Raw genomic sequence first — 19,911 nt, forward strand, 5'->3', positions numbered from 1 at the left:
ACTGCATGACCATCTACGACACCACCCTGCCCTACCCCAGAGACCTGGTGGGTTATGGCCGCACGCCGCCGCATGCGCAGTGGCCGGGCCGCGCCCGCATTGCCGTGCAGTTCGTGCTGAACTACGAGGAAGGCGGCGAGAACGCCGTGCTGCATGGCGACGCCGGCTCCGAACAGTTTCTCTCCGAGATGGCCAACCCGCCCAGCTACCCCGACCGCCACCTGAGCATGGAAGGCATTTACGAGTACGGCTCGCGGGCCGGTGTGTGGCGCCTGTTGCGCGAATTTGAAAAACGCCGGCTGCCGTTAACCGTGTTCGGCGTCAGCATGGCCCTGCAGCGTCACCCCGAGCTGACCGCCGCCTTTGTCGAGTTGGGCCACGAAATCGCCTGCCACGGCCTGCGCTGGATCAACTACCAGGATGTGGACGAAGTCGTCGAGCGCGAACACATGCGCCTGGGCCTGGACATCATTACGCAGATGACGGGCCAGCGGCCGCTGGGCTGGTACACCGGCCGCGACAGTCCGCGCACACGGCGCCTGGTCGCCGACGACGGCCAGCTGGCTTATGACAGCGATTACTACGGCGACGACCTGCCGCTGTGGATGAAAGTGGCGCGCACCGACGGCACCGTGGTGCCGCGGCTCGTGGTGCCCTACACGCTGGACACCAACGACATGCGTTTTGCGCTGCCCCAGGGCTTCGCGCAGGGCGACGACTTTTTCATCTACCTGCGTGACAGCTTCGACGCGCTGTATGCCGAAGGCGACCCGAACGGCCTGAACGCGCCCAAGATGCTCAGCATCGGCATGCACTGCCGCCTGCTGGGCCGGCCCGGCCGCATGGTGGCACTGCAGAAATTCCTCGACCATGTCCAGCAGCACGAGCATGTCTGGATCTGCCGCCGCATCGACATTGCACGCCATTGGCAGCAAGTCCACCCCTTTAAAGAATGACCATGACCATGCCCCTGTCCCTTGAACAACTGAACGCCGCACCGGCGACTGAAGCCGCCGCCTGGCTGGCCGGCCTCTACGAACATTCCCCGTGGATCGTCGAAGGCGCGCTGGCACAACGCCCTTTCCGGTCGCTGGCACAGCTCAAACACCTGATGGCCGGCATGGTCCGCAAGGCCGGCCGCGAGGCCCAACTCACCCTGATCCGCGCCCACCCCGAATTGGCCGGCAAGGCCATGGTCAGCAACACGCTGACGGCCGAATCCACCAACGAGCAGAACAAGGCGGGCCTGACCCACTGCACGCCGGAAGAATTTGCGCGCATCCAGGCCCTCAACAGCGCCTACAACACGCGGTTCGGGTTTCCCTTCGTCCTGGCCGTGCGCGGCCCGCGCGGCACCGGCCTGAGCCGGCAGGAGATCATCGCCACCTTTGAGCAGCGTCTGGCCAACCACCCGGACTTCGAGCTGGGGGAAGCCCTGCGCAACATCCACCGCATCGCCGAGTTGCGGCTCAATGACAAATTGGGCGCCGAACCCCGCCTGGGCAACCAGGTCTGGGACTGGCAGGAAAGCCTCAGCACTTTCAGCGACCCGGGCTACCTGGAAAAAGGCCAGCTCACGGTGACCTACCTCACCGACGCGCATCGCGCAGCTGCCCGGCTGATTGAGCAGACCATGCGGGACAGCGGCTTCGACGAGGTCAGCGTGGACGCGGTCGGCAACGTGGTCGGCCGCTACAAGGCGGCCGTGACAGGCGCCAGGACCCTGATGACCGGCTCGCACTACGACACCGTACGCAACGGCGGCAAGTACGACGGCCGACTTGGCATCTTTGTACCCGTGGCCTGTGTGGGCGAGCTGTCGCGCGCGAGCAAGCGGCTGCCTTTCGACTTTGAAGTGATTGCTTTTGCCGAAGAAGAAGGCCAGCGTTACAAGGCCACGTTTCTCGGCTCCGGCGCGCTGATCGGCCAGTTCAACCCGGCCTGGCTGGACCAGACAGACGCCGACGGCATCAGCATGCGCGAAGCCATGCAGCACGCCGGCCTGCCGGCCACGCTGGAGTCGATAGCTGCCCTGCAACGCAAGCCTGCCGACCACCTGGGTTTTGTCGAGGTGCACATCGAGCAGGGGCCGGTGCTCAATGAACTCGACATCCCGCTGGGCATCGTGACCTCCATCAACGGCGGCGTGCGTTACACCTGCGAGATCACCGGCATGGCCAGCCACGCCGGCACCACCCCCATGAACCGCCGCCGCGACGCGGCGCTGGCGGTGGCTGAACTCGCGCTGTATGTGGAGCGGCGCGCGGCCCGCGATGGCGACTCGGTCGGCACCATCGGCATCTGGACGGTGCCTGGCGGCTCGACCAACGTGGTGCCTGGCCGCTGCCAGTTCACACTGGACTTGCGCGCACCCAACGATGCGCAGCGTGATGCGATGGTGGCCGATGTGCTGGCCGAACTCAAAACGATCTGTGAACGCCGCGGCGTCCACTACAGCACCGAAGAAACCATGCGCGCCGCCGCGGCACCCAGCGCCCGGGCCTGGCAACAGCGCTGGGAGAAGGCGGTGGACAGCCTGGGCGTGCCTCTTTACCGCATGCCCAGCGGCGCGGGCCACGACGCGATGAAACTCCACGAGGTGATGCCGCAGGCAATGCTGTTTGTGCGCGGCCAGAACTCGGGCATCAGCCACAACCCGCTGGAAAGTACCACCAGCGACGACATTGAGCTGGCCGTCCAGGCCTTCCAGCACCTGCTGAACCAGGTTGGCGGAACCACGCATGACTGATGACGAACAACTGGATGCCTGGGTGGACGCCCACTTCGATGAGGAAGTGCGTTTTCTGCAGGAGCTGATCCGCGTGCCCACGCCCACGCCTCCCGGCAACAACGCCCCGCATGCCGAACGTACCGCCGAGTTGCTGCACGCGTTTGGTTTTGAGGCGGAAAAACACAAGATTGCGCCGGTGGAGGTGAAGGCCTATGGCCTGGAGTCCCTGACCAACCTGATCGTGCGCCGGCGTTACGGCGAAGGCCGGACCATCGCCCTGAACGCCCACGGTGACGTGGTGCCACCCGGTGAAGGCTGGACCCAGGAACCCTATGGCGGCAAGGTCGTGGACGGGAGGATCTACGGCCGGGCCGCGGCCGTCAGCAAGTCCGATTTCGCCACCTACACGTTCGCCGTGCGGGCGCTGGAGGCACTGGGCATACCCCTGCACGGCAGTGTGGAACTGCATTTCACCTACGACGAGGAGTTCGGCGGGGAGATGGGTCCGGGCTGGCTGCTCAAGAACAAGCTCACACGGCCGGACCTGCTGATCGCCGCGGGATTCAGCCATGAAGTGGTCACTGCCCACAACGGCTGCCTGCAGATGGAAGTCACGGTGCACGGCAAGATGGCCCATGCCGCCATCCCCGACACAGGTGTGGATGCACTGCAGGCCGCCGTGCACGTCCTGAATGCGCTGTATGCGCAGAACGTGCTGTACCAGAAGATCAGCTCGAAAGTCGAGGGCATCAACCACCCCTACCTGAATGTGGGCCGCATCGAAGGCGGCACCAACACCAACGTCGTCCCGGGCAAGGTGATGTTCAAGCTGGACCGCCGCATGATTCCCGAGGAAAAGCCGTTTGAAGTGGAACGCGAAATCCGCAAGGTAATCAATGAGGCCGCGAGGGCGTGCGAAGGTGTCCGTGTCGAGATCAAGCGCCTGCTGCTGGCCAACGCGCTCAAGCCGCTGCCGGGCAACCAGCCGCTGGTCGACGCGATCCAGAAGCACGGCCAGGCGGTCTTCGGTGAGCCCATCCCGGCGATGGGTACGCCGCTATACACCGATGTGCGTCTGTACGCCGAGGCCGGTATCCCCGGCGTGATTTATGGCGCAGGGCCTCGCACGGTGCTCGAGTCCAACGCCAAACGCGCCGACGAACACCTGGTCCTCGACGATCTGCGCGGTGCCACCAAGGTGATTGCACGCACCCTGCGCGAACTGCTGGCGCCCCTGCCATGAGCCCCCTTGCGCCGGCAACCATCGCCCTGGCCGCCGGTGCAGACCGGTTCAGGGGATATCCCGATGGCTGCGCCGTGCGCCCCACCCACAATCAGGGATGCACAGGGTGCCTCCAGACACCAGCCCGGCATTCTTCTTGCTTGACGTGATACATCCCTAACATTTCCCGGAGCACCCATGACAAAACGCGCTTTCATCAAGACCATCGCAGCCCTGGCCGTAACGGCAACCACCGCCGTCTGCGGCAATGCCTACGCCCAGAACACGCCCATCAAGTTCCAGCTGGACTGGCGTTTCGAAGGCCCGGCGGCGCTGTTTGTCACGCCCGCGGCCAAAGGTTACTTCAAGGACGCCAAACTCGACGTGACGATTGACGCCGGCAACGGCTCAGGCGGCACCGTGACCCGCGTCGCTTCGGGCAGCTACGACATGGGTTTTGCCGACCTGGCCGCGTTGATGGAATTTCACGCCAACAACCCCGACGCCGCGAACAAGCCGGTCGCGGTGATGATGGTCTACAACAACACGCCCGCTTCGGTGATGGCCCTGAAAAAATCCGGCATCAAGACCGTGGCTGACCTGAACGGCAAAAAACTCGGCGCACCGGTGTTCGACGCCGGCCGCCGCGCTTTTCCGATTTTCGCCAAGGCCAACAACATCAGCGGCGTGCAGTGGACTGCCATGGACCCGCCGCTGCGCGAAACCATGCTGGCGCGCGGCGATGTGGACGCCATCACCGGCTTCACCTTCACCTCGCTGCTCAACCTCGAAGCGCGCGGCGTGAAAGCCGAGGACGTGGTGGTGCTGCCTTATGCCGACAACGGCGTCAAGCTCTACGGCAATGTGATCATCGCCTCGCCGAAAATGATCAAGGAGAACCCCGCCGCCGTGAAGGCCTTCCTGCTGGCCTTCACCAAGGGCGTGAAAGAAGTCATCGCCAAACCGGCGGCAGCCATTGAAGACGTCAAGGCACGCGACGGCATCATCAACACCGCACTCGAAACACGCCGCCTGCAGCTGGCCATTGACACCGTGATCAACAGCCCCGACGCGCGTGCCGAAGGTTTCGGCCAGGCCAAGGGCCCGCGCCTGACATTGATGGCCTCGCAGGTGTCCGACGCCTTCAACACCAAAACACGCGTCAATGCCGACAGCGTGTGGAACGGCTCCTTCCTGCCCACTGCGGCCGAGCTCAACGTTCTGCCCGCCCCAAAGAAGTAACGGCGAGATACGGCGCCCGCCGGCGACTCGCGCCGGAAGACACCTTGAACGACACGGCCGGCCTTTCCCTGAAACGCCGGCCGTTGTCCTGAATACCCCGGGCGAATCACAAAACTCAAAAAACATGCAAGCACATCCCGACAGCCATTTTGTTGACTTCAGCGACGTCTGGCTCGCCTACAACGACGAGTTGCTGGCGCAGAATCACTTCGCGGTCGAAGCCATCGACCTGAAGGTGCGCGAGGGCGAGTTCATCGCCATCGTCGGACCCTCGGGCTGCGGCAAATCCACCTTCATGAAGCTGACCACCGGCCTGAAAATGCCGTCCAAAGGCCGCATCACGATCGACGGGCAGCCGGTGACCGGCCCGCTGAAGATTTCCGGCATGGCTTTCCAGGCGCCCTCGCTGCTGCCCTGGCGGACCACGGTGGACAACGTGCTGCTGCCGCTGGAGATCGTCGAGCCCTTTCGCAGTCAATTCAAGTCCAAACGAAAGGAATTCGAGGAGCGCGCACGCAAGCTGCTGCAGAAGGTCGGCCTGGGTGGTTACGAGGACAAGTTCCCCTGGCAGCTGTCGGGCGGCATGCAGCAGCGCGTGAGCATCTGCCGCGCGCTGATCCACGAACCCAAGATGCTGCTGCTCGACGAGCCCTTCGGCGCGCTTGATGCCTTCACGCGCGAGGAACTGTGGTGCATCCTGCGCGACCTCTGGACCGAGCAGCGCTTCAATGTCATCCTGGTTACCCACGACCTGCGCGAATCGGTCTTCCTGGCCGACACCGTGTATGTGATGAGCAAAAGCCCCGGGCGGTTTGTCGTCAAACGCGAGATCGACCTGCCGCGCCCGCGCGACCTCGAGGTGACCTACACCCAGGCCTTCGGCGACATCGTCCACGAGCTGCGCAGCCACATCGGGGCCATCCGCACGCCCGTCATCAACCCCGCGCCAGCCACAGAGGGTAAATAAGTCATGACAAAAAAACAGATTGAACGCTGGTCCCCGTTGGTGCTGCTGCTGGCCATCCTGGCGCTGTGGCAAGGGGTGGTCGTTGTATTCGGCATCGCCGAATACATTTTTCCCGCGCCGCTGGCGATCGCCCAGTCCATGGCCGAGTTCGCCGGCCCGATCGCACAGGCCGCCTGGAAAACCTTCTGGGTCACCATGGTCGGCTTCGGCCTGTCCATCGTGGTCGGCGTGATGCTCGGCTTTCTGGTCGGCTCCTCGCGCCTGGCCTACGCCGCGGTTTACCCGCTGCTGGTCGCCTTCAATGCCGTGCCCAAGGCGGCCATTGTGCCCATCCTGATCGTCTGGTTCGGCATCGGCGTCGGCCCTGGCATCCTGACCGCTTTCCTGATCTCGTTTTTTCCGATCACCGTCAACATGGCGACAGGCCTGGCAACGCTGGAGCCTGAGTTGGAAGACGTGCTGCGCGTGCTGGGCGCCAAGCGCTGGGATGTGCTGGTGAAGGTCGGCCTGCCGCGCTCCATGCCCTACTTTTACGGCTCACTCAAGATCGCGATCACCCTGGCTTTTGTCGGTACCGTGCTGGCGGAAATGACGGCCGGCGACTCCGGCATCGGCTACCTCATGCTCAGCGCCGGCTCGCAGCAACGGATGGCGCTGGCCTTTGCCGGGCTGGTGGTGATCGGTGCGATGGCGATGATCATGTACGAGCTGTTCAGCTACATCGAGAAACACACGACGGGCTGGGCGCACCGGGGAACTCAGGGCGACTGACGCCGCCCGCCTCCGGTTTCCTCCATGAAATCGGGCTTCAGCCCAATTGGGACGGGCGCAAACAGCTATGTAAATCATAGCAGCCAGGATCGGTGTGACTGGCGTATTTGCCATCGCAGACTCTGTCCGGCCCTCTGGCCCTCTGGCCCCCTGGCGCTCGGTGATCGGCGCGTGCGCCTTGCGCCGGATCAGGGCCCTTGTCTGACAGGGGTGCGGCCTGCCGGACGGCCCGGCAGGCGCAGGTGCCGGGGGTACACCGGAGGAGTGGCGCATGTCGCGCTCATGCCCTCGTCGGTCCACTTCCAAGGAGAGACACATGTCCCCATCCCCTGCCCCCACCCCTACCGCTCCGTCGCCCACCCGGGCGCTCAACGTCGACCCGGCAGACAAAGACCTTGCGGAACAAGCCCGGCCCGGCCACGGCGTTCCTTCGCAGGACCCTGAGCCTGCGGCACAGACTCCCCTTACGGCTGCAGAGTCCAACCGCGAAGCGAATTCCGTCCTGATGGGCGGTGGCGGGATAGCCGGTGCCGCTACCGGCGCGGCCGTTGGCGCTGTCCTGGCTGGCCCGGTCGGCGTGCTGGTCGGCGGAACCGTGGGCCTGGTGGCTGGCGCACTGGGCGGAGCCGCCGCGGGCCCACTGGTGACTGCGGAAGATCCCGCCAGCGCCATCCCGGGGGCAGCCGACAAGGAAGTCACTCGCGCCGGCGAAACGCGGCGTGAAGATCCATCCCGCTGATTCGCCGGTTTGCAACCATGACAGCAAGAGGGCTCTGAAACACTGCCGCGCGGCACCCAGGCCAAGCACGCTGCTGCTCCCGGCAGTACCGCGCGTACCCGGCAGCGGCCCCAGACTCCTACCCTGATCCGGCGGACCCTGCCAGCGTACCCCGCCTGGCGACAGAGGTCAGAGAAAGCGCTCGAGCAGCCGCCGTGACGCGCGGTCCAGCGACCCCATGTCCTTCACACTGAAATGCACGCCATGGCCAGCCGCAATCAGCAAGGACTCGCGACTCAGGCGGCGGATGTCTTCCTCGCCCTTGAGCACAAAGCTGGTTTCGCCGCGGTCGGTCTCCACCGCCCACGTGCTGGGTGTGCCGAAACTGGACACGCTGATGAGGCGCGTGATCTCGGGCACAAAATCGCGTAGCGCCAGTTCTTCCTCCAGCAGGCTGCGCTGCGGCAGCGGCAAGTCGCCCAGTCGCTCCAGCCAGGCCAGTTCGTGGCCTTCGCTGCTGATCAGGGAGATGCCCTCCTCCGGCGCGGCAATCGGGAAGGCGCGCACCGGCACCACGCCCAGGTGCTGCTCGCCGTCGGCCGCCACCAGCAGCAACTGGCCCGAGGCGTGTCGCTCCAGCTGGAAAGCAGGGCTGACTGAAACGGGAGGGATGGTCATGCTCAATCCTTCAGACATTGCCGTTATGCTGAGCCGTATGGGCGACCTGCGAGGTGGCCAGCGCGATGCGGCCTTCCTCTGCATCGGCATTGCCCTCGCTGTCAACCTGACGCGCCTGCGCTTCGTAGAGCCGCCAGTACGCGCCCTGTTTCGCCATGAGTTCGTCGTGCGGTCCGACCTCCACCACCTGGCCGCGGTCCATCACCACCAGCCGGTCGGCCTTGCGCAGGGTGGACAGACGGTGTGCGATGGCAATCGTGGTCCGCCCCTGCACCAGGTTGTCGAGGGCTTTCTGGATTTCCTGCTCGGTCTCGGTGTCCACCGACGAGGTGGCCTCGTCAAGAATCAGGATGCGCGGGTCGATCAGCAGCGCACGCGCGATCGAGATGCGCTGCCGTTCGCCGCCCGACAGGCCCTGGCCGCGCTCGCCAACCAGCGAGTCGTAACCCTGAGGCAGGCGCAGGATGAACTCGTGCGCATGGGCGGCACGGGCGGCGGCCACAATCTCGGCGCGACTGGCGCCCGGCTTGCCGTAGGCGATGTTTTCCGCGATGGTGCCAAAAAACAGGAAAGGCTCCTGCAACACCAGGCCGATGTTGCGCCGGTAGTCGGCCACGGTGAAACGCCGGATGTCGGTGCCGTCCACGCTGATGCTGCCGTCGGTGACATCGTAAAAGCGGCAGATCAGGTTGACCAGCGTGCTTTTGCCCGAGCCGCTGTGGCCGACGAGGCCTATCATCTCGCCCGGTTGTATCGTGAGGTCGAGTCCACGGATCACCGCCCGGTTGCCATAGCGAAAGCCCAGCCCGCTCATCTCGATGCGGCCCTGCATGGGCGCCATGGGCACCGGGTGGGCCGGCTCCGGCACATTGGAAGCATGGTCGAGGATGTCGAAAATGCGCTTGGCCCCGGCCGCCGCTTTTTGCGTGACCGAAACAATGCGGCTCATGGAATCGAGCCGGGTGTAAAAACGGCCAATGTAGGCAATGAAGGCGGTCAGCACACCGACCGTGATCTGCTGTTTGGAAACCAGCCAGATGCCGAAGGCCCAGACCACCAGCAAGCCGATTTCAGTCAGCAGCGACACCGTCGGGGTGAACAGCGACCAGACCTTGTTGAGCTTGTCATTGACCAGCAGGTTGTGCCGGTTGGCGTCGCGAAAACGCTGGGCTTCCCGCTTTTCCTGGGCAAAGGCCTTGACCACACGGATGCCGGGAATGGTGTCGGCCAGCACATTGGTCACTTCCGACCAGACCCGGTCGATTTTTTCAAAACCGGTGCGCAGGCGGTCGCGCACCGTGTGGATCATCCAGGCAATAAATGGCAGCGGCAGCAGGGTGACCAGCGCCAGCCAGGGGTTGATCGAAAACAGGATGACGGCGGTCATCACGATCATCAGCACATCGGTCGCAAAGTCGAGCGCGTGCAGCGACAGGAACACATTGATACGGTCGGTTTCCGAGCCGATGCGGCTCATCAGGTCGCCGGTGCGTTTGCCGCCGAAATAATCCAGCGACAGCTCCAGCAGGTGGTCAAAGGTGGCCGTGCGCAGGTCGGCGCCCATGCGTTCGGACACCAGCGCCAGCAGATAGGTGCGGGCCCAGTTCAGCGCCCAGCCGAGCAGCGCCGCCGCCAGCAGGCCGCCCAGAATGGCGAGCACCTTCCAGGTTTCGATCTGCTGGCCGTTCTGGAACGGGATCAGGATGTCGTCCATCAGCGGAATCGTCAGGTAGGGGGGCACCAGGGTTGCGGCGGTAGAGGCCAGGGTCAACAGAAACCCTGAAAGCAGCTGCCATTGGTAAGGCCGGGCGAAGCGCCACAGACGCAGCAACACCCAGGTCGACGGCGGCGTGTGCAGTTCGCGGGCACAGGTCGTGCATTCGTCGCTGTCCGTCGGCAGCAGCGTGTCGCAGAAGGGGCACAGGGCCATCTCGTCGCCGGTGGCAGCCGCACCCGGCGCCAGTTGCTGCTCGAACAGGCGCAGCAGTCGTAGCGCCTGCACATTGACCGCCAGCGTGAACCGCCAGCTGCGCAACCGCTGCCCCCCCTGATGAAGCTCCAGTGTGCCGACACCGGCATGGTCGAAATGGCGCAGGGACAGGGGCAGCCACTGGCCGGATGCCTCTTCCGGTCGCAACGGCCAGCTGGCCCACAGGCCGGTTTCCGGGTCGTGGGCCATCAGGCGGAGGTCGGTCAGCGCCAGCAAACCCCGGGAAAAATGAAGTTGTTGATTCAGGTCAACCAGCACCGTACATAGCACGTTCTCATGGTTTGCGAGTTGCGCGCGCAGGTCGGTCTGCGCGGGGCCAGCCTCGCTGGAGGCATCGACCGGATGGGAATGTTGCATTGTGATGTGGAAGCCGTAAAAACCGGTGCCCCGGAAACAGTGGGGTCAAATCGGGGATTTTCGCCCAATCCGCGTCGGCTGATGCAAGATTCGGCCGCCAGACAGGAAAACCTGCCCGATCAAACAGAAACGCCCATTGTGGGCGCCTATTCAGAAAAGAACGTTGCCCCGGCCCGGCCGGTTGACCGAATCCAGAAAAACATGACCAAACAGGACGACATCCAGCTTCTGCGCATCAATTACCTGCGTGGCCCCAACATCTGGACTTACCGCCCTGTGCTGGAAGTCTGGATGGACCTCGGCACCCTGGAGGACCTGCCCTCCAACCTGTTGCCGGGTTTCAGCGACCGCCTGGTTGCACTGCTGCCGGCCCTGCTCGAACACCATTGCGGCGTCGGCGAGCGCGGCGGCTTCATCCAGCGCCTCTATGAAGGCACCTGGGCCGGCCATGTGCTGGAGCACGTCGTCATCGAACTGCTGAACCTGGCAGGCATGCCCACCGGTTTCGGCCAGACCCGCAGCACCTCGCAGCGCGGCATCTACCGCATGGTGGTCCGCGCCCGCGACGAGCAGGTGGCGCGCAGCGCGCTGGCAGAGGGCCACCGCCTGCTGATGGCCGCCATCAACAACGAGGCTTTCAGCGACGCCGACCTTCAGGCGGCCGTTGGCCGTGTACGTGACAAGGTCGACGAGTGTTACCTCGGCCCCAGCACGGCCTCCATCGTTGCTGCCGCCACCGAGCGCCGCATCCCGCACATCCGCCTCAATGACGGCAACCTGGTCCAGCTGGGCTACGGCGCCAGCCAGCGCCGCATCTGGACGGCCGAGACCGAGCTCACCAGCGCGATTGCCGAAGGCATCGCCAGCGACAAGGACCTGACCAAAAGCCTGCTGGCTTCCTGCGGCGTGCCGGTGCCAGAAGGTGAAATTGTCGACAGCGCCGAAGCCGCCTGGGAAGCCGCGCAGGAAATCGGTCTGCCGGTGGTGGTCAAACCGAGCGACGGCAATCATGGCCGCGGCGTGTCGCTGGACCTCACCACCCGCGAACAGGTCGAAGCCGCGTTCCAGGTGGCAGCGCCCCACGGCAGCGAAGTGATGGTCGAGCGTTTCGTGCGCGGCCACGAACACCGCCTGCTGGTAGTTGGCGGGCGGGTGGTCGCCGCTGCCCGCGGTGAGACCGCCACTGTCCGCGGCGATGGCCATGCCAGTGTGGCCGAACTGGTCAACGCGCAGCTCAACACCGATCCGCGGCGCGGCGCCACCGAAGACTTCCCGCTCGGCCTGATCGAGCTGGACAAGGACGAAGCCATCCTGCTGGACCTGCAGCGCCAGGGGCTGGGCCCCGCCTCGGTGCCGGACGCGGGGCGCCAGGTGCTGATCCAGCGCAACGGCAATGTCGCGATTGACTGTACCGACGACATCCATCCCGACGTCGACCATATCGTCTCGCTGGCCGCCCGCGTCGTCGGTCTGGACATCGCCGGTGTGGATGTCGTGGCGCAGGACATCTCCAGACCCCTGCATGCCCAGGGCGGCGCGATTGTGGAAGTCAACGCCGGACCCGGGTTGCTGATGCACCTCAAGCCCGCCGAAGGTGCGCCGCGGCCGGTCGGCCGCGCCATCTGTGACCACCTGTTTCCCGAAGCGCCCGAAGGCACGCACAGCGGCCGCATTCCCGTGGTGGGGGTGGCCGGCTCGGCGGGTACGCACAAGGTGGCACGGCTGGTGGCCTGGCTGCTTCAGCTGTCGGGGCGGCACACCGGTCTGGCCTGCCGCGACGGCCTGTTCCTCGACGGGCGTTGCCTCGATGCCAGCGACTGCACGCAATGGGAGGCCGGTCAGCGCCTGCTGATCAACCGTGCCGTGCAGGCCGCCGTGTTTGAAAACGGAGCCGCCACCATCTTGCGCAGTGGCCTGGCCTATGACCGCTGCCAGGTCGGGGTGGTCACCGACCTCGGGGGCGCCGGCGCACTGGGCGAATTCGATGTGGCAGGCGAAGAGCAGATGTTCAAGGTCATGCGCTCGCAAGTCGATGTCGTGCTGGCCGACGGTGTGGCGGTGCTCAATGCAGCCGACCCGGCGATCGTGGAGATGGCCCCCCTGTGTGACGGCGAGGTGATCTTCTACGCGACCGATCCGGGTTTGCCCGCCATTGCCACCCACCTGGGCGGCGGTGGCCGGGCAGTTTTCATGCGCCAGGGCCAGGTTGTGCTTGCCACCGGTGCCAGCGAAGCCTTCTTGCCCGGTCTGGACAAGCTGGCCGTCTGGCAAGGCCGGCATGCCCCTACTGCCGAAGACAGCCTGCTTGCCGCCATTTCAGCGGCATGGGCGCTCGATATTCCGCTCAACCTGATAGGTGCCGGCATTGAAGCCTTCAACCTGGAAACGGCCACAGACCGTTCCACACGGGAAGAAAAGGCCGCATGAGCACCGACTCCCTTGCCAAACGCAGCTCCCGCGAACCCCAGCCCGGAAAGGCACGCTGATGAAAGTTACCCGCACCCGTGCGCTGCGCGGCCCCAACCTCTGGAGCCGCCATACGGCGCTTGAAGCCGTCGTCAGCTGCACACAGGCCGAATGCGCCATCGACACCCTGCCCGGCTTTGAGCCGCGCGTGCGTTCGCTGTTTCCCGCCATAGGCGCACTGCGTCCGGGTGGTTACGTCGGCCCGGTGTCCCTGGCCCACGTGCTTGAATCGGCAGCACTGGCGCTGCAGGCCCAGGCCGGTTGCCCGGTGACCTTCAGCCACACCGCCGCCACGCTCGAAGACGGCGTTTACCAGACCGTGGTCGAGTACAGCGAAGAAGCGGTCGGCCGGCTGGCGCTGGAGCTGGCCCAGGCGCTGATCCACGCCGCGCTTTATGAAACCGGCTTCGACATGGAAGCCGCGGTGGCCCAGTTGCGCGAACTCGACGAGGACGAACGCATCGGACCCAGCACCGGCGCCATTGTGGACGCAGCCGTCGCCCGCGGCATTCCATACAAACGCCTGACCCAGGGCAGCCTGGTGCAGTTTGGCTGGGGCTCGCGCCAGCGCCGCATCCAGGCCGCCGAGCTCGATGCGACCAGTGCGGTGTCCGAATCGATTGCCCAGGACAAGGATTTGACCAAAAAGCTGCTGTTCGCCGCCGGGGTGCCGGTTCCCATGGGCCGGCCCGTCGCGGACCCTGACGAAGCCTGGACCGCCGCCCTGCAGATTGGCCTGCCGGTGGTGATCAAACCGCAGGACGGCAACCAGGGCAAGGGCGTCACGGTCAACATCGTGGACCGCGACCACCTCGACATCGCCTTCCGTGCCGCCGCGGAACACGGCACCGTCATGGTCGAAAAATTCCTGCCCGGCAACGACTTCCGGCTGCTGGTGGTCGGCAACAAGCTGGTGGCGGCGTCGCGGCGCGAGCCACCGCAGGTATTGGGTGACGGCCTGCACACCGTGCGCGAGCTGGTCGATATCGTCAATCAGGACCCGCGCCGGGGCGAGGGCCACGCCACCTCCCTGACAAAAATCCGTTTTGACGATATTGCCGTCGCACGGCTGGCGGTGCAGGACATGACGCCCGAATCGATTCCGGCGCGGGGTCGGCGCGTGGTGCTGCGCAACAACGCCAACCTCAGCACCGGTGGCACCGCCACCGACGTGACCAGTGACGTCCACCCGGAGGTTGCCGCCCGCGCGGTAGCTGCAGCGCAAATGGTGGGCTTGCACATCTGCGGCGTGGACGTGGTCTGCGAAAGTGTGCTTCGCCCGCTTGAAGCACAAAGTGGCGGCGTGGTGGAAGTCAACGCGGCGCCCGGCCTGCGCATGCACCTGTCGCCGTCTTACGGCAAGGGCCAGGCCGTTGGCGGTGCCATGATCAACGAGCTGTTCGCACCCGGTGACGATGGTCGGGTGCCCGTGGTTGCCGTGACCGGCACCAACGGCAAGACCACGGTCACGCGCCTGATCACGCACCTGCTCACGGCCAGCGGTCTGCGCTGCGGGATGACCAACACCGACGGCGTCTGGGTGAACGGCCGACAGACCGACAGCGGCGACTGCAGCGGTCCGAAAAGCGCCCGCAATGTGCTGATGCATCCCGATGTGGATGCCGCCGTATTTGAAGTAGCGCGCGGCGGCATCCTGCGCGAGGGCCTGGGTTTTGACCGCTGCCAGGTGGCTGTTGTCACCAATGTCGGCAGCGGCGACCACCTGGGCCTGAACTACATCACCACGGTCGAAGACCTGGCGGTGCTCAAGCGCGTGATTGTGCAGAACGTCGCGCCAACCGGCTACGCCGTGCTCAACGCGGCCGATCCCATCGTCGCCGCCATGGCGCCCACCTGCCCCGGCAACGTGATCTTTTTTGCCGCTGACCGTCACCACCCCCTGATGGCTACCCACCGCGCCCAGGGCAAACGCACGGTCTATGTCGACGGCAATGCGCTGGTCGCAGCCGAAGGCGCGTGGCGCGAACGTGTGCCGCTGCACAGCATCCCCCTGACGCGCAACGGCAGCATCGGTTTCCAGGTTGAAAACGTCATGGCAGCACTGGCCGCCGGCTGGGCCGTGGGCGTTCCCTGGGAAACCCTCAAAAGCGGACTGGCCAGTTTTGTCAACGACGCGCACAACGCGCCCGGCCGCTTCAACGTGATGGATTACCGCGGCGCCACCGTGATTGCCGACTATGGCCACAACCCCGACGCCATGCGCGCGCTCGTCGGCGCTGTGGAAGCGATGCCGGCCCGACGCCGCAGCGTGGTCATCAGCGGCGCGGGTGATCGCCGCGACAGCGACATCCGCGACCAGACCATCATTCTTGGCCACGCTTTTGACGATGTGCTGCTCTACGAGGATGCCGCCCAGCGCGGACGCGCCGACGGCGAGGTCATCGGCCTGCTGCGCCAAGGCCTGACGGGCGCCAGCCGCACCACCCACATCGAGGAAATTCGCGGCGAGTTTCTGGCCATTGACACGGCGCTGGCCCGCCTGGAGCCGGGCGACCTTTGTCTGATCCTGGTCGACCAGGTGCAGGAAGCACTGGCACACCTGGCTGAACGGGTGAAAGAAGCCAGCGACCTCCAACAAGTCGCGCCGGCCTGAACAGGGTTTCGGCCCCCTCGGTCAGCCCGACACATCCGGAGCGAGGGGCTGCAAGCCCAGGAAGTTCATGGAAATAGTGGCTGCAGCCCCCTAAAAGCGGGCGCAAGCAGCTACGAAATCAATAGCAACCGCGAGGCATGATCACCCAACGCCAACGGTTAAACTCCACCGATGGCCTGGAACGCAACGCTCAGTCTCGACTACTCCCTGCAGGCCGGCAAGACAGTCGCCCACTTTCGCCACGACGGCCCGCTGCGCATCCTGCAAAGCCTGTACCCTGAAGGCGACACGGTCTGCCACAACGTGCTGGTGCATCCACCGGGCGGCCTGGTGGGCGGCGACACACTGGACATCACGGTCACGGCTGCGGCCGGCAGCCATGGACTGATCACCACGCCCGGCGCGACACGCTTTTACAGATCCTTGGGCGAAACCGCCCTGCAGCGCACGCACTTGCGCCTGGAAGACGGCGCCCGCGCCGAGTGGCTGCCGATGGAGGCGCTGTGTTACAGCGGCTGCCTGGGCGAAAACCATCTCACGCTCGATCTGGCGCCTGGCGCCGAACTGATGGGCTGGGATGTCACCGCGCTGGGCCTGCCTGGCGCCAACCTGCCCTTCGAGCAAGGCAGCTTTTGTCAGCACATCGAGTTGCCCGGCATCTGGCTGGAACGCGCACGCATCCGCGCCGATGACCTGCTGCTGATGAACAGTCCGTTGGGCCTGGCCGGCCAGCGCTGTATCGGCACCCTGTTCTTTGCGGCTGGCAGCAAGCTCGAACGCCAACGCCGACAGCTCGCCCTGGACCTTGCACGCGAGGTGATTGAAGCGCACCCGTTGAACAACGCCGCAGGCGCCACCAGCCCTGACGCGCAGGTCATCGTGGTTCGCGTGCTGGCACCGCTGGTGGAGCCTGCCATGGGTTTGCTGAAAGACGTCTGGAAGGCCTGGCGCCGGCACTTCTGGGACAAGGCTGCACCCAGCCCGCGCATCTGGTCGGCCTGATTGGCAGGACACGTCTGGCGTCTCCGACCTACACCGTTTTTGCGGACCGTCCTACCGGATGCAGCCACCCGTGGCGCAAAATCGGGAACGGCATTGCCGCACTGGAACACTGCCCCCTGCAACACTGATCTGCGAGACGCTCATGAAAACCTTTCTGACCCCGGCCCTGGTGGCCGCTACCCTGTTGTTCACCGGGTGCGCCAGCACCACCGAAGGCGGGTCCGTCGGCGCGTCCCGCTCGCAACTGCTGCTGGTGTCTTCCGCGGAGCTGGACCAGATGGCAGCCCAAAGTTACGCCAGGCTCAAGGCCGAAGCCAGTGCCAAGGGCGCGCTCAACACCAACGCGGCCATGCTGGCCCGCGTGCGCGCAGTGGCCGCCCGCATCCAGCCGCAGACGGCAGTGTTCCGCGCCGACGCGCCGCGCTGGCAGTGGGAAGTCAACCTGATCACCAGTGACCAGCTCAATGCCTTTTGCATGCCAGGCGGAAAAATCATGTTCTACACCGGCCTGGTGTCCAGACTCAATCTCAGCGATGACGAAATAGCCATCGTGATGGGCCACGAGATCGCCCATGCCCTGCGCGAACACTCACGCGAACAGGTGTCGCAGGCAGCGGCCGCGCAAACGGCTATCGGCATCGGCACCCAGCTGCTGGGGCTGGGTGGGGGCACCTCACAGATCACGGGAGCAGCCTACGAGGCGCTCGTAGCCACGCGTTTCAGCCGCTCGCATGAAAGCGAAGCCGACCGTATCGGCCTGGAGCTCACGGCACGCGCGGGCTACAACCCCCAGGCCGGCGTCAGCCTGTGGCAGAAAATGGCCAGTGCAGGCAGCTCCGGCGGCGGCACCGACTTCCTGAGCAGCCACCCCAGCGACAGCAGCCGCGTGCAGCAGATTCAGGCCTTGCTGCCAACGGTGATGCCGCTGTACCAGGCCACGCGCCGCTAGGTTTCACGTTCGCGACCTGGCGCGCCAGGGACACGCCTGCGGCATCATCAACGCGGGAAAAGCCATGCATGCAGCCATGACCACGACCGAGATCTACCTGATTGCCATGGCAATCATCTTCACGGTTCCCTACCTGATCTGGCGCGTCTTCAAGACCGACTACTACGCGCCGCTGGTCGTGGTGCAGATCATTGCCGGCATCCTTCTGGGGCCCGGCGTCCTTGGCAAGCTCTACCCCGATTACCACGCCTTTGTGTTCAGCGCGCCCGTGGTGCAGTCGCTCAATGGCATTGGCTGGTGGGCGGTCATGGTGTTCGTCTGGATCGCCGGCATCGAGCTGGACCTGAAAAACGCCTGGGCACACCGGCGCGAGAGCACCATCACCGCCAGCCTGGCGCTGGGCACCCCGCTGCTGTTCGGCTGCGTGGCCGCCGCCGGCTTGCTGATGAATGACGGCTGGGTCGGCCCGCAGGGCATGCGCTGGCAGTTTGTCATGGGCGTGGGCATGGCCTGCGCCGTCACCGCGCTGCCCATCCTGATCCTGCTGATGGAAAAGCTCGCCATCCTGCGCCAGCCCATCGGCCAGCGCATCCTGCGCTACGCCAGCCTGGACGACATCGCGATCTGGGGCGTACTGGCGCTGATCCTGATGGACTGGGAGCGTGTCGGCCGGCAAGCCGGCTTCCTGGCCGCCTTTGCAGTCCTGGCTTACGCGTTTCGCGAACTCATGGTCTGGCTGCCGGAGCGTGACCGTTGGTACGCAGGACTCGTCTGGCTCATCGTCTGTGCCTTCGGCGCCGACTGGGCTGGTCTGCATTACATGGTGGGAGCCTTCCTGGCCGGTGCAGTCATGGACAGCGACTGGTTCAACCAGGAACACATGGACCTGCTGCGCCACCACGTGCTGCTGGTGATGATGCCGGTATTTTTCCTGAGCACCGGACTGCGCACCAACTGGTCGCTGGGCGGCGAAGCGGTTTCCATCGCCGCCACCGTGTTGCTGGTGGCCTCGGTGGGCGGAAAGCTGATCGGCGTGCACATCGCCGGCAGGATTCTGAAGTGGGCGCCGGGCGAGAGCGCCATCATCGGCTGGCTGCTGCAGACCAAGGCGCTGATCATGATCATCTTTGTCAACATCCTGCTGGACAAAGGCATCATTACCAACGAAACCTTCACCGCGCTGCTGTTGATGGCGATTGCCAGCACCATGCTGACGGTGCCGGTGGTCGCACCCAGGCTTCAGCGCATGAAGGATATTATTTTCAGGGCGAAGTGAAGACCCGCAGCCGCTAGATGGCGACGAGTTGCCGCACGCCGTTGGTCTGCATGTCCTTGCCCTGACCGCGCGCGATGAACTCGCCGCGTTCCATCACCAGGTAGTCGTCGGCCAGTTCTTCGGCAAAGTCGTAATACTGCTCGACCAGCAGGATGGCCATGTCGCCGCGGTCTGCCAGCATGCGGATCACGCGGCCGATGTCCTTGATGATGCTGGGCTGGATACCCTCGGTCGGTTCGTCCAGGATCAGCAGCTTGGGTTTGGCCGCCAGCGCGCGCGCAATCGCGAGCTGCTGCTGCTGGCCGCCCGACAGATCACCACCACGCCGGTTCAGCATCTGCTTGAGCACCGGAAACAGTTCAAACAGTTCTGCAGGAATCGGTGTACCGGCGCTTTTGTAGGCCAGGCCCATGCGCAGGTTTTCCTCCACCGTCAGCCGCGCAAAAATCTCGCGGCCCTGCGGCACAAAACCGATGCCGGCACGTGCGCGTTCGTAAGGGGTGGTGTTCTGGATGGCCTTACCGTCGAACGCTATGCTGCCGGTCTTGATTGGCACCAGGCCCATCAGCGACTTGAGCAGGGTGGTCTTGCCAACGCCGTTGCGGCCCAGCAGCACGGTCACCTTGCCGAGATGCGCCTCCAGGCTCACGTCACGCAGGATGTGGGAGCCGCCGTAGTACTGGTTGATGTTTTTGACGTTCAGCATTTGATGATCTCTCTGGCGCTTGTTGAAGCTTCGGAGCCGTGGTGGTTCGCCAGCAAGCCGGGGGTTGCCCGGCGGCAACTCCCTTTTCTTTGTCTCGCCAAAGAAAAGGAAGCAAAAGAAAGGCGACCCTGCTGTCTGCGTCCCCCTTCGCTTGCGCTACGGGGGCAACCTGCGGTGCTCGGTCCAGCCGGGGCCGGGCTCGAACTCGCTGCGCTCAGACAA

The 19,911-nt window shown here is 65.0% G+C and carries 15 protein-coding genes; 12 read left to right on the plus strand and 3 right to left on the minus strand.

The annotated features are described in order from the left end of the window. Positions 1–5 precede the first annotated feature (5 nt). The 7 genes from puuE (at position 6) to PSV26_RS20475 (ending at position 7,672) form a co-directional block, all read left to right on the plus strand. Positions 6–956 carry an allantoinase PuuE gene (gene puuE / locus PSV26_RS20445; protein ID WP_300513437.1) on the plus strand — a complete coding sequence of 317 codons (951 nt, stop codon included), beginning with the start codon at positions 6–8 and terminating at the stop codon, positions 954–956. Between the two features lie 8 nt (positions 957–964). Continuing rightward, positions 965–2,749 carry a 2-oxo-4-hydroxy-4-carboxy-5-ureidoimidazoline decarboxylase gene (uraD, locus tag PSV26_RS20450; RefSeq protein WP_300573635.1) on the plus strand — a complete coding sequence of 595 codons (1,785 nt, stop codon included), beginning with the start codon at positions 965–967 and terminating at the stop codon, positions 2,747–2,749. After that, complete coding sequence (locus PSV26_RS20455) at positions 2,742–3,974, plus strand: ArgE/DapE family deacylase (protein WP_300573591.1); 1,233 nt, start codon at positions 2,742–2,744, stop codon at positions 3,972–3,974. Before uraD ends, PSV26_RS20455 begins: the two co-directional genes overlap by 8 nt. A 177-nt stretch (positions 3,975–4,151) precedes the next feature. After that, complete coding sequence (locus PSV26_RS20460) at positions 4,152–5,195, plus strand: ABC transporter substrate-binding protein (protein WP_300513441.1); 1,044 nt, start codon at positions 4,152–4,154, stop codon at positions 5,193–5,195. Positions 5,196–5,319: 124 nt separating this feature from the next. Beyond that, positions 5,320–6,162, plus strand: coding sequence for an ABC transporter ATP-binding protein (locus tag PSV26_RS20465; protein WP_300573594.1), 843 nt, complete (start codon positions 5,320–5,322; stop codon positions 6,160–6,162). A 3-nt stretch (positions 6,163–6,165) separates the two neighbouring features. Further along, positions 6,166–6,933 (plus strand): ABC transporter permease, encoded by a 768-nt coding sequence (locus PSV26_RS20470; RefSeq protein WP_300513446.1) that lies wholly within the window; start codon positions 6,166–6,168, stop codon positions 6,931–6,933. 316 nt (positions 6,934–7,249) lie between these two features. Further along, entirely contained in the window at positions 7,250–7,672 is a 423-nt protein-coding gene (locus PSV26_RS20475) for a bacteriocin (protein ID WP_300573597.1), read from the plus strand. Positions 7,673–7,840: 168 nt separating this feature from the next. Here the strand turns inward: PSV26_RS20475 and PSV26_RS20480 are convergent, their stop codons facing one another. Continuing rightward, positions 7,841–8,329, minus strand: coding sequence for a DUF1854 domain-containing protein (locus PSV26_RS20480; RefSeq protein WP_300513450.1), 489 nt, complete (start codon positions 8,327–8,329; stop codon positions 7,841–7,843). Between the two features lie 10 nt (positions 8,330–8,339). Beyond that, positions 8,340–10,676 (minus strand): ABC transporter ATP-binding protein, encoded by a 2,337-nt coding sequence (locus PSV26_RS20485; protein WP_300573599.1) that lies wholly within the window; start codon positions 10,674–10,676, stop codon positions 8,340–8,342. Between the two features lie 201 nt (positions 10,677–10,877). On the opposite strand from PSV26_RS20485, the gene cphA (PSV26_RS20490) reads away from it, so the two are divergent. The 5 genes from cphA (PSV26_RS20490) to PSV26_RS20510 all read left to right on the plus strand — a co-directional run bounded on the left by cphA (PSV26_RS20490) (position 10,878) and on the right by PSV26_RS20510 (position 18,983). Next, entirely contained in the window at positions 10,878–13,103 is a 2,226-nt protein-coding gene (cphA, locus tag PSV26_RS20490) for a cyanophycin synthetase (protein ID WP_300573602.1), read from the plus strand. Positions 13,104–13,161: 58 nt separating this feature from the next. Continuing rightward, a complete protein-coding gene (cphA, locus tag PSV26_RS20495) occupies positions 13,162–15,756 on the plus strand; it encodes a cyanophycin synthetase (protein WP_300513456.1) in 2,595 nt (864 codons plus the stop codon). A gap of 171 nt (positions 15,757–15,927) precedes the next feature. Then, positions 15,928–16,758, plus strand: coding sequence for an urease accessory protein UreD (locus tag PSV26_RS20500; protein ID WP_300573605.1), 831 nt, complete (start codon positions 15,928–15,930; stop codon positions 16,756–16,758). A 142-nt stretch (positions 16,759–16,900) separates the two neighbouring features. Continuing rightward, the gene (locus PSV26_RS20505; RefSeq protein WP_300513460.1) at positions 16,901–17,707 is read left to right on the plus strand and encodes a M48 family metallopeptidase; all 807 of its coding nucleotides are present in this window, start codon (positions 16,901–16,903) and stop codon (positions 17,705–17,707) included. Between the two features lie 64 nt (positions 17,708–17,771). After that, positions 17,772–18,983: a cation:proton antiporter gene (locus PSV26_RS20510; protein ID WP_300513462.1), complete on the plus strand. Its 1,212-nt coding sequence runs from the start codon at positions 17,772–17,774 to the stop codon at positions 18,981–18,983. 13 nt (positions 18,984–18,996) lie between these two features. On the opposite strand, the gene urtE is transcribed toward PSV26_RS20510, so the two are convergent. Then, on the minus strand, positions 18,997–19,689 hold the full coding sequence (urtE, locus tag PSV26_RS20515; RefSeq protein WP_300573608.1) for an urea ABC transporter ATP-binding subunit UrtE: 693 nt from the start codon (positions 19,687–19,689) through the stop codon (positions 18,997–18,999). Positions 19,690–19,911: the final 222 nt, after the last annotated feature.

It is taken from the genome of Polaromonas sp. (assembly GCF_029945685.1).
GTDB lineage: Bacteria > Pseudomonadota > Gammaproteobacteria > Burkholderiales > Burkholderiaceae_C > Polaromonas.

What these genes read in the sequence shown, in the direction of transcription:
- puuE (WP_300513437.1), top strand. Translation starts at nt 6, where the DNA reads ATGACCATCTACGACACCACCCTGCCCTACCCCAGAGACCTGGTGGGT.
- uraD (WP_300573635.1), top strand. Translation starts at nt 965, where the DNA reads ATGCCCCTGTCCCTTGAACAACTGAACGCCGCACCGGCGACTGAAGCC.
- PSV26_RS20455 (WP_300573591.1), top strand. Translation starts at nt 2,742, where the DNA reads ATGACTGATGACGAACAACTGGATGCCTGGGTGGACGCCCACTTCGAT.
- PSV26_RS20460 (WP_300513441.1), top strand. Translation starts at nt 4,152, where the DNA reads ATGACAAAACGCGCTTTCATCAAGACCATCGCAGCCCTGGCCGTAACG.
- PSV26_RS20465 (WP_300573594.1), top strand. Translation starts at nt 5,320, where the DNA reads ATGCAAGCACATCCCGACAGCCATTTTGTTGACTTCAGCGACGTCTGG.
- PSV26_RS20470 (WP_300513446.1), top strand. Translation starts at nt 6,166, where the DNA reads ATGACAAAAAAACAGATTGAACGCTGGTCCCCGTTGGTGCTGCTGCTG.
- PSV26_RS20475 (WP_300573597.1), top strand. Translation starts at nt 7,250, where the DNA reads ATGTCCCCATCCCCTGCCCCCACCCCTACCGCTCCGTCGCCCACCCGG.
- PSV26_RS20480 (WP_300513450.1), bottom strand. Translation starts at nt 8,329, where the DNA reads ATGACCATCCCTCCCGTTTCAGTCAGCCCTGCTTTCCAGCTGGAGCGA.
- PSV26_RS20485 (WP_300573599.1), bottom strand. Translation starts at nt 10,676, where the DNA reads ATGCAACATTCCCATCCGGTCGATGCCTCCAGCGAGGCTGGCCCCGCG.
- cphA (WP_300573602.1), top strand. Translation starts at nt 10,878, where the DNA reads ATGACCAAACAGGACGACATCCAGCTTCTGCGCATCAATTACCTGCGT.
- cphA (WP_300513456.1), top strand. Translation starts at nt 13,162, where the DNA reads ATGAAAGTTACCCGCACCCGTGCGCTGCGCGGCCCCAACCTCTGGAGC.
- PSV26_RS20500 (WP_300573605.1), top strand. Translation starts at nt 15,928, where the DNA reads ATGGCCTGGAACGCAACGCTCAGTCTCGACTACTCCCTGCAGGCCGGC.
- PSV26_RS20505 (WP_300513460.1), top strand. Translation starts at nt 16,901, where the DNA reads ATGAAAACCTTTCTGACCCCGGCCCTGGTGGCCGCTACCCTGTTGTTC.
- PSV26_RS20510 (WP_300513462.1), top strand. Translation starts at nt 17,772, where the DNA reads ATGCATGCAGCCATGACCACGACCGAGATCTACCTGATTGCCATGGCA.
- urtE (WP_300573608.1), bottom strand. Translation starts at nt 19,689, where the DNA reads ATGCTGAACGTCAAAAACATCAACCAGTACTACGGCGGCTCCCACATC.